A 12,960-nucleotide genomic window follows, 5' to 3' on the forward strand; every position below is an offset into this window, starting at 1 on the left:
CAGGACCTAGCGGTTGGGCACCGCGAACACCGTAAGAACGGCCGCGTGGTCCGAGGGCCAGCAGTTCGACGACACATCCGGCCAGGGGCTAGGCGTGCCGACCACAAGCGTCCGGGACTCGAGCACGGTCAGACCCCGGTGCAGGACGTAGTCGATACGGTCCTGCGGCTCGAGGCGCCCGCTGCCGTCCTCGTGCACCGGGTGGATCGGCGACCAGGTGTGCCCGGGTTCCGCAGCCGGATCCGGGTGGACCTCCCGGTAGGAGTCCCGCAGGCCCGCGTCCGCCGCCGCCTTCGTCACCGGCCACTCCACATCCGGCCAGTCCAGGTGCGAAGGGCTGTTGAAGTCACCGACCAGCACCACGGGGACGGCGTCGTCGGCCACCTCCGCGATCCGGCCGAGGGCATCCCGCATCTGGGCGAGCCGTACGTCCTCGTGGGCGATCAGGTCGGGGGCCGGGAGCCCGTCGAAGGCGGATTCGTAGGGGCCGTAGGGCGTGTAGTCGAGGTGGCAGGTCCACAGGTCGACCTCGCGGCCCTCGGCCACGGCGATCCGGACCCCGGCGGCTCCGTAGAAGCCGACGTCCGGGTCGCCGAAGCGGGCGGTGATCGGATGGCGGCTGATGACACCGAGGTTCTCGCCGGCGCGGTGGTGGTGCCAGCCGAGCGCCTCTGCCAGTTCCTCGGCGGCGGTGCCGCCCGTCTCCTGGAGGCCGACCACGTCCGCCCCGGTCTCCGCGATGACCTTGAGCTGCTTGGTCCGGTGGTCGTCGACCTTGCTGCCGCCGAGCCAGAGGTTCCAGGTCAACACGCGTAGCTCGTACGGCGTTTCGTGCGTCACCATCGCGCGCAGGTCCGCCGGGGTGATCCCGACGAGGCTCGCCCGTACGGTCCGGCCGGGGGCCGCGTCGATCGGCGCCAGCGACGGTACGGCGAGGACCGCGCAGCCGGCCGCCTCGGCGGAGCTGACGCCGGTCTGGGTGTCCTCGACGGCCACGCAGGCCGCCGGGTCGACACCGAGGGCGCGGCAGGCGGCGAGGTAGGGGTCGGGTGCGGGCTTGGTGGGCCCGGTGTCGTCGGCGGTCACGGAGACGGCGAAGCGGCTCGCGCCGAGGGCGTCGAGGACGGTGTCGGCGACCGCGCGGGGGGACGCGGTGACCAGGGCCGTGGGGACACCGTCGCGGGCGAGGGCGTCGAGGAGGTCGAGCGCGCCGGGGCGGGGCACGATGCCGGTGCGGACGCGGGCGGCGAACTCCCGGTGCAGCGCGGCCGCGAGGTCCGCCGCCGACGCGTCCGTGGTCGTGGCGAGCCAGTCGGCGGTGTGCTCGACCGGGCGGCCGAGCACCTCCGGCTGGTCCGCGTCCGTCAGGGTCCTGCCCGCGACCTGCTCCACCGCCTCCCACCACAGCCGCTCGGTGTCGACGAGCGTGCCGTCCATGTCGAACAGGACTGCCTGGAGCGGGAGTTGGGCGTGGGGGGTCACGTTTCTCTCTTTCAGTACGGGCACTACAGGGGCAACTATGGCCCTAGGTCGTGTCCGCAAGGTCCCGTCGTCCGCCCGGAGGGCGGGCGCCGCGGCGTCCGGTGCGTGCTCTGGGGCCCCCGGCCGGAGGCTGGGGAGTGCCGGGCGGAAGTCCTCGTACTGGTTGTACGTGGGCTTTCGCCCGGTGCGGCGAGTGGGGGCACCGCCCACGCCCTTAAGGCAGTGGGGGAGCGTGCCGGGCGTCGCGGGGCAGGCGGGACCTTGCGGACACGGCCTAAGGGTTGACGCGTTCCGCCACGAGTACCGGCCGTTCCGGCAGCGACACGCGTACGGCGACGCCGGCGCCCAGGGTGGTGGCCTCGTGGGTGGGCAGGTCGGCCTTGACCTCGGTGTCGTCGCCGAGCCGTACGGTGACGCGAACGACCGCGCCGAGGAAGGCGGTTCCGACGACGCGCGCGTCTCCGGCCTCGTCGGCGTGCACGTGGATCGCCTCGGGTCGTACGAGGACGTCCACGTCGGGTCCGGCCGGGGCCTCGCCGTCGACGGGCAGCCGCTGCCCGCCGAGCACTTCGACGACCCCGTCCGCGAGCCGTCCCGGGAGGCGGCTCATCGTGCCGACGAACTCGGCGACGAACGGGGTCGCGGGCCGGCCGTACAACTCGGCCGGGGCGGCGCACTGTTCGAGCTTTCCGGCGCGCATCACGGCGACCCGGTCGGCGATGGACAGGGCCTCTTCCTGATCGTGCGTCACGAAGAGGGTGGTGATGCCGAGTTCCTGCTGGAGGCGGCGGATCTCCTCGCGCAGCGACAGCCGCACCTTGGCGTCGAGCGCCGACAGCGGCTCGTCCAGGAGCAGCACGCGCGGGCGCAGGGCGAGCGCGCGGGCCAGTGCGACGCGCTGCTGCTGGCCGCCGGAGAGCTGGTGCGGGAAGCGCTCGCCCTTGTCGCCGAGCCCGACGAGGTCGAGCAACTCGGCTGCACGCGACCGCCGTTCGGCCGTGCGCACCTTGCGCATGCGCAGTCCGAAGGCGACGTTGTCGAGCGCGTTGAGATGCGGGAAGAGGCTGTACGACTGGAAGACCATCCCGGCGTCGCGGCGGTGCGCGGGCACGTCGGTGACGTCCTTGCCGTCCACCAACACCTCGCCGGAGGTGGGGTGTTCGAAGCCGGCGAGCATGCGCAGGGCGGTGGTCTTGCCGCAGCCGGAGGGGCCGAGCAGGGCCAGGAACTCGCCCGGGCGGACGGTGAGGTCGAGTCCGTCGAGGGCGACCGTCGGGCCGAACTCCCGGCGCAGGCCCCGGAATTCGACGGTCGCGGCATTGTCCGTCGTGGTTTTCTCAAGCGTGGTGGCGGTCATGGTTCATCCCCGGGACGAAGCGGTTTTGTCGCGCCCGCCGACACCGGCGAGCGTGAGAAGGAGTGCCCAGGTGACGACCAGGCTGAGCACGGAGACGGCGACGGAGAGCTGGGCGTTGGACCCGCCGACGCTGTAGATCCACACGGCGAAGGGCTGGAAGCCCAGCAACTGGGCCACGGTGAACTCGCCGAGCACCAGCGCCAGCGTGAGGAAGGACGCGTTGAGCAACGCCCCGCGCAGATTGGGCAGTACGGCCCGCACCAGCGCCTGCGGCCAGCCCGCGCCGCAACTGCGGGCGGCCTCGACGAGGGTCTTCACGTCGATGGCCCGCAGCCCCGAGTCCAGCGCCCGGTACACGAACGGCAGCGCCATCACGACGTAGGCGAGGACGAGGATGAAGGGGAAGCTCGGGTTCTGGATGGCGACGAAGGTCTCGAACAGCGGGGTGCGCGAGAGGTAGTCGGGGCCCCACTTGAGGACGGTGGCGATACCGGCGACGAACGCGATCGGCGGCACCACCAGCGGCAGCGAGCAGATCACCTCGACGACCGGGCGCAGCCGGGGCGCGCCGAGCCGTAGCGCGACCATGGCCGGCACCATCAGGAGCAGGACGACGGCGATGGTGGCGGCGGCGAGTTCCAGCGAGAGCACCAGGCTGGAGGTGAAGCCGTCGGCGGAGACGATCTGGGTGTAGGCGTCGAAGGTGACGCCCTGGCCCGGCACGTCGACCGTGAAGATCACCGACGCGGCGAGCGGCACCAGGAAGTACAGGGCGGCGAGGCCGAGGACGACCCACCGCCAGATGTTCAGGCGTCCAGCCATCGCGCGCTCCGTCGTTGCAGGGGCAGGTACACGGCCATGACCAGGCCCGCGACCAGGACCATGTCGAGGCTGAGTGCGAGGGCCACGTTCTCCTGGCCGACGAGCACGTTGCCGGAGATGGCGTCGGCTATCTGGAGGGTGACCAGCGGGATCGAACTGCCCACCATGGCCGCGGCGGTGGCGTACGCGGCGAAGGCGCTGCCGAAGAGGAGGACGAACCCGCCGAGCAGCGAGGGCAGCAGCACCGGCAGGGCCACGTGCCGCCAGTACTGCACGCCGGTGGCGCCGTTGTTCTGGGCGGCCTCGCGCCACTGGGTGCGCAGGCCCTCCAGGGCGGGGGTGATGGTGAGGACCATCAGCGGGATGAGGAAGTACAGGTAGACGAGGACCAGGCCCGAGAAGCTGTAGAGGTCCCAGCCCTTGTCCTTGAGGCCCAGGTGGGTGGTCAGCACACCGGCGTTGCCGAGGGTGGCGACGAACGCGAAGGCGAGGGGGACACCGCCGAAGTTGGCGAGGACGCCGGAGGCGGTGAGGACGGCCTCGCGCAGCGCGCGGAAGCGGGAGGTGACGACGACCTGCGCGAGCGGGAGTCCGAGCAGGGTGCCGAGGGCGGCCGAGAGGGCGGACAGCTTGACGCTGCCGACCAGCGCGGTGAAGTAGGCGCCCTGGAGCGAGTCGGTGAGGTTGGCGGTGGTGTACGAAGTGGCGCCCGTCGTCTGGTTCTTGACGGTGAAGGCGCCGTTGAGCATCGCGATGGCGGGCACCCCGAAGGCGACCGCGACGAACACGAGCAGCGGGACCACGGCGATCCAGCCGGGGACGCGGCGCCGCCGCTTCACGGAAGCGGCGGCGCCGACGTCGGCCCGCGTGAGCGTGGCCGTCATCCGGAGACGGCCTTCGCCCAGCCCTGCGCGATGACCGTCTTGGCCTTGCTCTGCTGGGCCTCGGTCGGGAAGGCCGGCGTGCCGGAGACCTGCGGGAGCTTGGCGGCGGCGGTCTTGTCGAGCGTGCCGGCCGACTCCATGGAGGTCATCAGCGCCGGGCGCGCGTACCCCTTGAGCCACAGGTTCTGGCCCTCGGTGCTGTACAGGTACTCCTGCCACAGGCGGGCGGCCGCCGGGTGCGGGGCGTCCTTGTTGATGGCCTGCGAGTAGTACTGGGCGTACTGGCCGTCGCTCGGGATGGAGACCTTCCAGTCGACGCCCTTGGACTTGAACTCGTCGGCGTAACCGGCGTTCAGGTAGTCCCAGTCGATGGAGATGGGCGTCTCGCCCTTCTCGACGGTGGCCGGGGTGGACTCGACGGGCGTGTAGTTGCCGTTCTTCTTCAGCTTGGCGAAGAAGTCCAGGCCGGGCTGGATGTCGTCGAAGGACCCCTTGTTGGCGAGCGCCGCCGCGTACACGCCGCCGAAGGCCGAACCCGACTTGGTGGGGTTGCCGTTGAGGGCGACCTGGCCCTTGTACTGCGGCTTCAGCAGGTCCGCGAAGGTGGTCGGACAGGTCTTCACGCGCTTGGCGTCGCAGCCGATGGAGATGTAGCCGCCGTAGTCGTTGAACCACTGCCCCTTCGGGTCCTTCTGGCCCGCGGGGATCTGGTCGAAGGAGGCGACCTTGTACGGCGCGAGCAGGCCCTGCTGGGCGGCGCTCAGCGCGAAGGAGGAACCGAGGTCGAGGACGTCGGGTGTCCGGTCCTGGCCCTTGCGGGAGGTCACGGCGTTGATCTCGTCCTGGCTGGAGCCGTCCGGGTTCTCGTCCGTGATCTTGATGCCGTACTTCTTGGTGAAACCGTCGATGAGGGCACCGTAGTTGGCCCAGTCGCGGGGCAGCGCGATGGCGTGCAGCGTGCCCTCCTTCTTGGCCGCCTTCACCAGGGCGTCCATGCCGCCGAAGTCGGCGACGGAGGTGGCGGTGGCGGCGTTCTTGCCGTCGGCGGTGGTCGACGAGTTGGTCGGGGCGGCGCCGCAGGCGCTCAGGGCAAGCGCGGCGACGACGGCGAGGGAACCACCCAGGACGGCGTTTCTCGGCGGGGACACGGTCACGGTCTCTCCAGGGGTGCGCACGACGGTTTGAGCGGAGCGGAGAACTTGTCTGAACAAGTTGGCCTCAGTACGCCCGCCGATGGTGTCTTGTTCGTAAACATTGGCGAAACCGTGACCCCTTATTCACTGCACACTCCTGGCTGACACGGATCACCAAGGGAACTCGACTACGCTGCTCACGCTGTGCACAGTGGCCAACTCGGAGGGGAAGCATGACGGCGCGACACGAGGAGATCGCCGACGAGCTGCGCCAGGCCATCGACCGCGAGGAGTACACAGTCGGCAGCCTGCTGCCCGCGGAGACGGACCTCGCGGCGCAGTACGGCGTCTCGCGCGGCACGGTCCGCCAGGCCGTCGCCGCCCTCACCGCCGAGGGGCTGATCGGCTCCCGCCAGGGCGCCCGCCGGGTGGTGCTGGCCAGCCGTCGCAGCCAGAGCTTCGCGGAACTGCGCAGCTTCGCCGAGTGGGCGCGCGCGATGGAGCGCGAGGCGACCGGGCACGTGGTCGCGCAGGAGTACCGCCCGGCCACGGCCGAGGACGCCGTACGCCTCCAACTCCCGGAGCGCACCCCGGTGTTGCATGTCCTGCGGGTGCGCGGCCTGGACGGCGAGCCGGTGCTCCTGGAGCGGACCGTGTACGCCGACTGGATCTCCCCCGCCGTCGAGGCGATCGAGCCGGAGTGCCCGTCGGTCACTCAACGCCTGTACGACGACACGGGGTTGGTCTTCGCCTACGGCGAGCACGTGATCGACGCGGTGGCGGCGGGCGCGCAGGACGCGGAGCTGCTGGGCATCCGCCGGACCAGCCCGCTGCTGCGGGTCCGCCGGGTGACAACGACCCGCGAGGGACGCCCTGTTGAGTGGTCGGACGACCGGTATCGCTCGGACGCGGTGAGCTTCAGCGTGCACAACTCGATAGGGAACAACGCGCTGGCCCGCAAGACGGCGGAGTGAGCCCAGGGGATCGGGGGCTCAACCGGCGGCCACGCAGAACTCGTTGCCCTCGGGGTCGGCCATCACCACATGGTGTCCGTCGAACTCCGCGAGCACCCGGCCGCCCGCGCCCACCAGCCGCTCGGCCTCGGCTCTGATCGCGGCCCATCTCTCGTCCGGTCCGCCCCGCACCGGCACCCGGATGTCGAGGTGCAGCCGGTTCTTGGCGGTCTTGGGCTCGGGGACCTTGAGGATGGACAGACGCGGGCCGACGCCGTCGGGGTCGCACAGCCAGGCGCCGTCGTCCTCGGCCCCGTCGTCATCCGGCTCGTAGTGGGCGATCCACTCGGCACGCGTGGCGAAGGGGGCGGGCGGTGGCTCGTCGACGTAGCCGAGGGCCGTCTTCCAGAACGCGGCGAGGAGTTGGGCGTCGTCGCAGTCGAGGGTGAGATCGATTCGTGCTGCCATGCCTCCGACCGTACGACCCGGCACTGACAATCGCCCCGGTGTACCTACGTCGTGCCTACGTCGTGCCTACGTGGGCGAGCCGGACGAGAAGCGGCGCAGCAGCGGGGACAGCACCAGCACGGACTTCGTCCGTTCCACGAACGGCTCCCCCGCGATCCGCTCCAGCACCCGCTCGAAGTGGCGCATGTCGGCGGCGAAGACCTGCACGACCGCGTCCGCGTCGCCGGTGACGGTGGACGCGGCGACGACCTCCTGGTAGCGCTCCAGGCCCCGCCTGATGGTGTCCGGGGAGGTGTTGTGCCGGCAGTAGATCTCGACGAACCCCTCGGTCTCCCAGCCGAGCGCCGACGGGTCCACCCGGACGGTGAAGCCGGTGATGGCGCCGGTGGCCCGCAGCCGGTCCACGCGCCGTTTCACGGCGGGCGCGGAGAGGCCGACGAGTTGCCCGATGTCCGCGAAGGAGCGGCGGGCGTCCTCGGCGAGGGCGTGCACGATGCGTTCGTCGAGTTCGTTCAGCACGGGGGATCGATCACTTCTCGGGTGGTGCGGGTGGGGTCGGTCGGGTGCGGGGCCAGCCGTATACGAAGTAGAACACGGGCCCGACGGCGATGCCGATCGCCCGGTTCACCCCTCGTCCGGATCTCCCGCGAGGGCGCGCGCCTTCGCCAGGTCCTCCTCGTCGAACCCGATCCGCCCGGGCTGTCCGTGCACCTCCGCCTGCGCGTCGATCCAACGCGTGTGCGCCTCCCACGCCGCCTGCTTGCTCATGCCGAGCGCGGCCCCGATCTGCGTCCAGGAGGCACCGGCCTCGCGGGCCGCGCGGACGGTGAGCTGACGGCCGTAGGCGGCCTTGCGGGCGACGACCTCGCTGAGGGCGAGCAGTTCCAGCGTCTCGGTGCGGTCGAGCGCCTCGGCGTCGCTGCCGAAGCCGGCGAGGGACTCGCGGGTGCGGAGGTTGTCGAGGCGGGCGACCGCGGTGAGGAGGGTGTGCTCGGGTTCGATGCTCTGGGGTGTCCTCATGGGTTCAGCGTTGCGTCAAGCTCACTTGACGTCAAGAGGGCCTGACGGCAGTTCCTTGGTGAGGAAGGTGCAGGGGTCCGCGCACGCGCGGGTCACCCCGTCGCGGTCCTCGTACGACCAGCGGTCCACGTAGTCCGTCAGGGGCCGGTAGCCAAGGCGAGCGTAGAGGGCGGCGGCCCTCGGGTTGTCGGCCGCGACGCCCAGGCCGAGGGCCGTACGACCGCGCTCCCGGGCCAGTTCCTCGGCGCGCCGGATCAGCGCGCCGCCGATGCCGCGCGAGCGCAGCTCAGGGGGCCATACGCCGAGGCCGTTGAGTTCCGGGCAGTCGGGCAGGGCGGCCCGCACCTCCGGGGCCGCGCAGCCGTCCCAGATCACCTCCGCGTGGCCGACGGGCCGGCCGTCCGACCAGGCGACGAGATAGGTGCCCCCGCCCGCCCCCTGCCGTGCGAACCGTCGGGCATGGGACGAGACGGCCCCCGGCGAGCCGATGTACTGGTCGAGCAGCGCCACGTCGGCGGCCCCGCACAGGGCGATCTCCATACGTCCGACGGTAACCGCCGCAGCACGCCGACGGCCCCCGAATATCCCGGGCGTCGGGACAACAGGGGCCGTACACAAGGGAGTTGGGTCAGCTCCAGCTTGCGTGCAGGGGCTTGCCCTCCGCGTAGCCGGCCGCGCTCTGGATGCCGACGATGGCCTGCTCCGCGAACTCCTCCAGGGAGGCTGCGCCGGCGTAGGTGCAGGAGGAGCGGACGCCCGCGATGATCGAGTCGATCAGGTCCTCGACGCCCGGGCGGGCCGGGTCGAGGAACATGCGGGAGGTGGAGATGCCCTCCTCGAACAGCGCCTTGCGGGCGCGGTCGTAGGCCGACTCGTCCGACGTACGGTTGCGGACCGCGCGCGCGGACGCCATGCCGAACGACTCCTTGTAGAGGCGGCCGTTGGCGTCCTGCTGGAGGTCGCCCGGGGACTCGTACGTGCCCGCGAACCACGAGCCGATCATCACGTTCGACGCGCCGGCCGCGAGGGCCATGGCGACATCGCGCGGGTGGCGGACCCCGCCGTCGGCCCACACGTGCTTGCCGTACTTCTTCGCCTCGGCGGCGCACTCCATGACGGCCGAGAACTGCGGCCGGCCGACGCCGGTCATCATGCGGGTGGTGCACATCGCGCCGGGGCCGACGCCGACCTTGATGATGTCGGCGCCCGCGTCGATGAGGTCCTTGACGCCCTCGGCGGCGACGATGTTGCCGGCCACGATCGGGACCTGCGGATCGAGGGCCCGCACCTGCCTGATCGCGCTGATCATCGACTCCTGGTGGCCGTGCGCCGTGTCGATGACGAGCGTGTCCACGCCCGCGTCCAGCAACTGCTTGGCCTTCTGCACGAAGTCGCCGTTGATGCCGACGGCAGCCGCGATCCGCAGCTTGCCGTCCGCGTCGACGGCGGGCGAGTACAGCGTGGCTCGCAGGGCACCCTTGCGGGTGAGGATGCCGGCGAGCTTGCCGTCCTTGTCGACGGCGGGGGCGTAGCGGCGGTTGGCGCCGTCCAGCTTGTTGAACGCCTCGCGCGGGTCGATGTCCGCGTCGAGCAGCAGCAGGTCACGGGACATGACCTCGGCGAGCTGGGTGAAGCGGTCCACACCGGTCAGGTCGGCGTCGGTGACGACACCGACCGGGCGCTGGTCCTCGTCCACGACGACACCCGCGTTGTGCGCACGCTTGGGCAGCAGGGCCAGCGCGTCGGCGACGGTCTGGTGCGGGGCCAGCCGGATCGGGGTGTCCAGGACGAGATGGCGGCTCTTCACCCAGGAGACGACCTCGGTGACGACCTCGATCGGGATGTCCTGCGGGATGACCACGAGCCCGCCGCGCCGGGCCAGCGTCTCCGCCATCCGGCGCCCGGCGATGGCGGTCATGTTGGCGACGACCAGCGGGATGGTGGTGCCCGTGCCGTCCGGGGAGCTGAGGTCCACGCCCTGACGCGAGCCGACCGCGCTACGGCGCGGCACCATGAAGACGTCGTCGTACGTCAGGTCGTACGGGGGCTGGATGTCGTTGAGGAAACGCACGTGCTGCACATCCCAGTCGATCGAGGTGACCCCCGGACAGGTCAGCCAGGGGGAAGAGCACGTACTTCATTGTCCCATGTCGGGCGTCATGCCATGCCTCGGATCTTCGTCCAAGCAGGGCGGCGCCGGCCCTGGAGGAACGCCCGAGCGAACCCTTGATCCATCTGCGGGCAACCTTCGGGACACCTCACGAATCGAATGGACATGACGGACCGCACGGCACTCGTCACCACCGCGGCCATCGGGACCGCGCTGCTGGGCGGCGCGGTCCTCGTCCTCCGGCGCCGCGGGCGTTCCCGCTAGGACAAGGGATCAGTACAGGAACCGATGCAGCGGAGCCGACTCGGTCAGCAGCATCGTGAGCCGGTGCGCGAGCCGCTGCCACGCCTCGTCCTGCCCGTAGCTGAGCCGCACGTCCTCGTCGTCGCCCTCCTCGATCGCCGCGAACAGGGCGGCCGTATCGGCGTCGGGCGTGAGGTCCACCAGGGAGAGCACCCGGGCCAGCGCGCCGACCAGGCCGACGGCGGTCTTCTCAGGGGTCAGGACGGTGCCGCGCACGACGGCCACGACGCCCGAGGGGTCGGGCAGGTCCGGCGGCGCCACGAGGAGTCCGGACAGCTCGCGCAGCAGCGCGTACAGCAAGTCCGTGTCCTCGGTGGGCAGTTCGACGATGCGCAGGCCCTCGTGTTCCCAACGGCCGTTCGGCGACCACACCTTGGGCCCGCGGGCCACCGCCTCGGCCAGCGTCTCCCGCACCCGTCGGAAGGCGGCAAGCCCGTCCGCGAACAGCGCGTGGCCACTCGCTCCGCCCACGGACTCGGCCAGGGGCGCCAGCAAGTGCTCTTCCACCCGGTCGCACTGCGCATCGAGATCCGGATCCACGACCACCAGCCGGACCGACGTGCGCTGCTCCTGTTGCTCCATACCGAACACTCTGCCAGCCGCCTCGGACAATCGGGCTAGCGCCCGGCTCCACCCAGCTCGAGCACGACGGAAAGGTTGGGTGTGCGGTCGGCCGCGTCGCCGAAGACGTCGACCGCGGTCTCCCACTCGTCCGGCCGTGACTTGGCATACGGCTGCCAGTTCCGTACGACGATCAGCAGGCCCTGCTCCACCGCGCCCTCGGGCCACACCGTGTGGTCGCCGAGGCTGTCCGCGAGGGCGTCCCAGTTGCGGCCGAACCAGTCGGGCAGGGACAGTGCACGGGCGCAGCGGTCCATCAGGGCGGCCTTGTCCGTGACTCCGTCGAGGTCCAGCGTGACCGCGAGCTGTGTCATCTCAGTACCGTCCTGAACGACTTGTAGTGATCATCGGTGTAGTAGATCTCGCCGTCCTGCCCGGTGACAATGCGCCGGGCCCCGCGATCGCGCGAGCCCGGCGTCCTGACGGTGTATTCGTGGTAGTAACCGCGCTTCTGCTGGGGCAGCAGCTTCTCGTAGTTCCCGAAGACGACCCCGTCCTTGGCGTACGGGAAGGGACCGCCCCGGTCGATGAGGGTGACGGTCTGCCGTGCCTCGGCCGGGAGTTGGGACGCCTTGACGGTGCCGCTGGTGCCACTCGCGTCGGCCGACGAACAGCCGACCGGCAGCAGCAGAGCCAGACAGACGAGAAGCACTCGGGAGACGAACCGCAGCAGCATGCGTCCGATGCTGCCACGGCCGTCCCCTCACGACCTGCTGTCAGATCCCGTCGGGGTCCGTCCGGCTGAGCGCCGACTTCGGCGGGGACCCGGCCGTCATCAGATAGTCCGCCGCCGCGGTGTCCGTCACCAGGCTGGTGACCAGACCGGACCGCAGCACCGCGTCGATCGCCGCCGCCTTCCGCTGCCCGCCCGCGATGGCGACGACCTCGGGGATACGGCGCAACTGGTCCGCCTTGACGGTGATGCACCGCTCGCCCAGGTCCCGGCCGACCCGACGGCCCTCGGCGTCGAAGAGGTGCGCGGAGGTCTCCGCGGCGACACCGAGGGACGAGTAGTGCGCCCGCTCCTCGTCCTTGAGCATGTCGTACACCGTCGAGATGCCCGGCTCCCAGGAGCCGATGGAGACACAGGCGACCGTGACCTTGTCGAAGTACTCGAAGGCCCGGGCGATCCCCGTCTGGTGGCGCAGCGCCTCCGCGGTGGCCGCGTCCGGCAGCAGCATCGGCGCGTAGATGGGGTGGGCGTCGCCGCCCGACACCTGCGCGGCCCGCCGTACGGCCTCGACCGAGCCGCGCTCGGCGGTCCCGGCGTCGTACACGCCCGTCAACTGGACCACCGTGCAGGGCGGCAGCCGGTCGAGCGCGGCCGCCATGTGGATGGTGGACCGGCCCCAGGCGAGGCCGAGCACATCGCCCTCGTTGACCAGCTCGCCGAGCAGGTCGGCCGCGACCTCCCCGAGGTTCTCGGGATCGGGCGACTCCTCGCTGACCTCGGCCGGGGACTCGACCACGACGGCATGCCTCAGGCCGTACCGGGCACGCAGCGCGTCCGAGCGCTCCGCGTCCAGTTCGGCCGGTACTCGGATCTCGATCCGTACGAGATCCCGTTCGAGAGCGGTCTCCAGGACCCGGGCCACCTTGAAGCGGCTGACGCCGAACTCCTCCGCGATCTGGATCTTGGACTTGCCCTCGAGGTAGAAGCGGCGGGCCATGGCCGCCGCCTGCACCAGCTCAGCGGGTCCCATCCGCATGGCTGACCGGCCCGCCGACATACCCGACACGGCGTTCTCCTCACTGCTGTTCACACTCTGGGTTCGCCGTTCATCCTCGCAGATCCGGCGTACTTGAT

Annotated in this window: 16 protein-coding genes; 2 read left to right on the plus strand and 14 right to left on the minus strand. The window is 71.1% G+C overall.

The features are described from left to right. Positions 1-6 precede the first annotated feature (6 nt). From OG223_RS10800 to OG223_RS10820, 5 genes are all read right to left on the minus strand, one after another. A complete protein-coding gene (locus OG223_RS10800) occupies positions 7-1,482 on the minus strand; it encodes an HAD-IA family hydrolase (RefSeq protein ID WP_329245804.1) in 1,476 nt (491 codons plus the stop codon). A gap of 274 nt (positions 1,483-1,756) precedes the next feature. Further along, complete coding sequence (locus OG223_RS10805) at positions 1,757-2,839, minus strand: ABC transporter ATP-binding protein (RefSeq protein WP_329245807.1); 1,083 nt, start codon at positions 2,837-2,839, stop codon at positions 1,757-1,759. A 3-nt stretch (positions 2,840-2,842) separates the two neighbouring features. Next, a complete protein-coding gene (locus OG223_RS10810; protein ID WP_329245810.1) occupies positions 2,843-3,661 on the minus strand; it encodes an ABC transporter permease in 819 nt (272 codons plus the stop codon). Continuing rightward, on the minus strand, positions 3,646-4,545 hold the full coding sequence (locus OG223_RS10815) for an ABC transporter permease (protein WP_329245812.1): 900 nt from the start codon (positions 4,543-4,545) through the stop codon (positions 3,646-3,648). The genes OG223_RS10810 and OG223_RS10815 overlap by 16 nt, the downstream gene beginning before the upstream one ends. Beyond that, on the minus strand, positions 4,542-5,699 hold the full coding sequence (locus OG223_RS10820) for an ABC transporter substrate-binding protein (protein ID WP_329245815.1): 1,158 nt from the start codon (positions 5,697-5,699) through the stop codon (positions 4,542-4,544). Before OG223_RS10820 ends, OG223_RS10815 begins: the two co-directional genes overlap by 4 nt. Before the next feature lie 212 nt (positions 5,700-5,911). On the opposite strand from OG223_RS10820, the gene OG223_RS10825 reads away from it, so the two are divergent. Next, on the plus strand, positions 5,912-6,652 hold the full coding sequence (locus tag OG223_RS10825; protein ID WP_329245818.1) for a GntR family transcriptional regulator: 741 nt from the start codon (positions 5,912-5,914) through the stop codon (positions 6,650-6,652). A gap of 18 nt (positions 6,653-6,670) precedes the next feature. Here OG223_RS10825 and OG223_RS10830 read toward each other — a convergent pair whose 3' ends face one another. The 5 genes from OG223_RS10830 to OG223_RS10850 form a co-directional block, all read right to left on the minus strand. Next, positions 6,671-7,099, minus strand: a complete 429-nt coding sequence (locus OG223_RS10830) for a VOC family protein (protein ID WP_329245821.1) — start codon at positions 7,097-7,099, stop codon at positions 6,671-6,673. A gap of 66 nt (positions 7,100-7,165) precedes the next feature. After that, positions 7,166-7,618, minus strand: a complete 453-nt coding sequence (locus tag OG223_RS10835; RefSeq protein WP_019059706.1) for an Lrp/AsnC family transcriptional regulator — start codon at positions 7,616-7,618, stop codon at positions 7,166-7,168. Between the two features lie 105 nt (positions 7,619-7,723). Next, a complete protein-coding gene (locus OG223_RS10840) occupies positions 7,724-8,119 on the minus strand; it encodes a hypothetical protein (RefSeq protein ID WP_329245824.1) in 396 nt (131 codons plus the stop codon). A 21-nt stretch (positions 8,120-8,140) separates the two neighbouring features. After that, complete coding sequence (locus OG223_RS10845; protein WP_329245827.1) at positions 8,141-8,659, minus strand: GNAT family N-acetyltransferase; 519 nt, start codon at positions 8,657-8,659, stop codon at positions 8,141-8,143. Positions 8,660-8,747: 88 nt separating this feature from the next. Next, complete coding sequence (locus tag OG223_RS10850; protein ID WP_329265227.1) at positions 8,748-10,190, minus strand: GuaB1 family IMP dehydrogenase-related protein; 1,443 nt, start codon at positions 10,188-10,190, stop codon at positions 8,748-8,750. A gap of 204 nt (positions 10,191-10,394) precedes the next feature. Here OG223_RS10850 and OG223_RS10855 point away from each other — a divergent pair, with 204 nt between their 5' ends. Then, entirely contained in the window at positions 10,395-10,493 is a 99-nt protein-coding gene (locus OG223_RS10855) for an LPXTG cell wall anchor domain-containing protein (protein ID WP_329245830.1), read from the plus strand. 9 nt (positions 10,494-10,502) lie between these two features. On the opposite strand, the gene OG223_RS10860 is transcribed toward OG223_RS10855, so the two are convergent. Genes OG223_RS10860 through OG223_RS10875 form a run of 4 tightly spaced genes read right to left on the minus strand, consistent with a single transcriptional unit; the run spans position 10,503 to position 12,916 of the window. Beyond that, positions 10,503-11,114: a hypothetical protein gene (locus OG223_RS10860; RefSeq protein ID WP_329245832.1), complete on the minus strand. Its 612-nt coding sequence runs from the start codon at positions 11,112-11,114 to the stop codon at positions 10,503-10,505. A 35-nt stretch (positions 11,115-11,149) separates the two neighbouring features. Further along, positions 11,150-11,467, minus strand: a complete 318-nt coding sequence (locus OG223_RS10865; protein WP_329245834.1) for a barstar family protein — start codon at positions 11,465-11,467, stop codon at positions 11,150-11,152. After that, positions 11,464-11,829: a ribonuclease domain-containing protein gene (locus OG223_RS10870; protein WP_329245837.1), complete on the minus strand. Its 366-nt coding sequence runs from the start codon at positions 11,827-11,829 to the stop codon at positions 11,464-11,466. The genes OG223_RS10865 and OG223_RS10870 overlap by 4 nt, the downstream gene beginning before the upstream one ends. Before the next feature lie 40 nt (positions 11,830-11,869). Then, a complete protein-coding gene (locus OG223_RS10875; RefSeq protein WP_200688342.1) occupies positions 11,870-12,916 on the minus strand; it encodes a sugar-binding transcriptional regulator in 1,047 nt (348 codons plus the stop codon). Between the last annotated feature and the right edge of the window lie 44 nt (positions 12,917-12,960).

The organism is Streptomyces sp. NBC_01478 (assembly GCF_036227225.1).
GTDB lineage: Bacteria > Actinomycetota > Actinomycetes > Streptomycetales > Streptomycetaceae > Streptomyces.

Coding starts and splice junctions, on each gene's coding strand:
- OG223_RS10805 (WP_329245807.1), bottom strand. CDS start 2,839: ATGACCGCCACCACGCTTGAGAAAACCACGACGGACAATGCCGCGACC.
- OG223_RS10810 (WP_329245810.1), bottom strand. CDS start 3,661: ATGGCTGGACGCCTGAACATCTGGCGGTGGGTCGTCCTCGGCCTCGCC.
- OG223_RS10815 (WP_329245812.1), bottom strand. CDS start 4,545: ATGACGGCCACGCTCACGCGGGCCGACGTCGGCGCCGCCGCTTCCGTG.
- OG223_RS10825 (WP_329245818.1), top strand. CDS start 5,912: ATGACGGCGCGACACGAGGAGATCGCCGACGAGCTGCGCCAGGCCATC.
- OG223_RS10830 (WP_329245821.1), bottom strand. CDS start 7,099: ATGGCAGCACGAATCGATCTCACCCTCGACTGCGACGACGCCCAACTC.
- OG223_RS10840 (WP_329245824.1), bottom strand. CDS start 8,119: ATGAGGACACCCCAGAGCATCGAACCCGAGCACACCCTCCTCACCGCG.
- OG223_RS10845 (WP_329245827.1), bottom strand. CDS start 8,659: ATGGAGATCGCCCTGTGCGGGGCCGCCGACGTGGCGCTGCTCGACCAG.
- OG223_RS10855 (WP_329245830.1), top strand. CDS start 10,395: ATGACGGACCGCACGGCACTCGTCACCACCGCGGCCATCGGGACCGCG.
- OG223_RS10860 (WP_329245832.1), bottom strand. CDS start 11,114: ATGGAGCAACAGGAGCAGCGCACGTCGGTCCGGCTGGTGGTCGTGGAT.
- OG223_RS10865 (WP_329245834.1), bottom strand. CDS start 11,467: ATGACACAGCTCGCGGTCACGCTGGACCTCGACGGAGTCACGGACAAG.
- OG223_RS10870 (WP_329245837.1), bottom strand. CDS start 11,829: ATGCTGCTGCGGTTCGTCTCCCGAGTGCTTCTCGTCTGTCTGGCTCTG.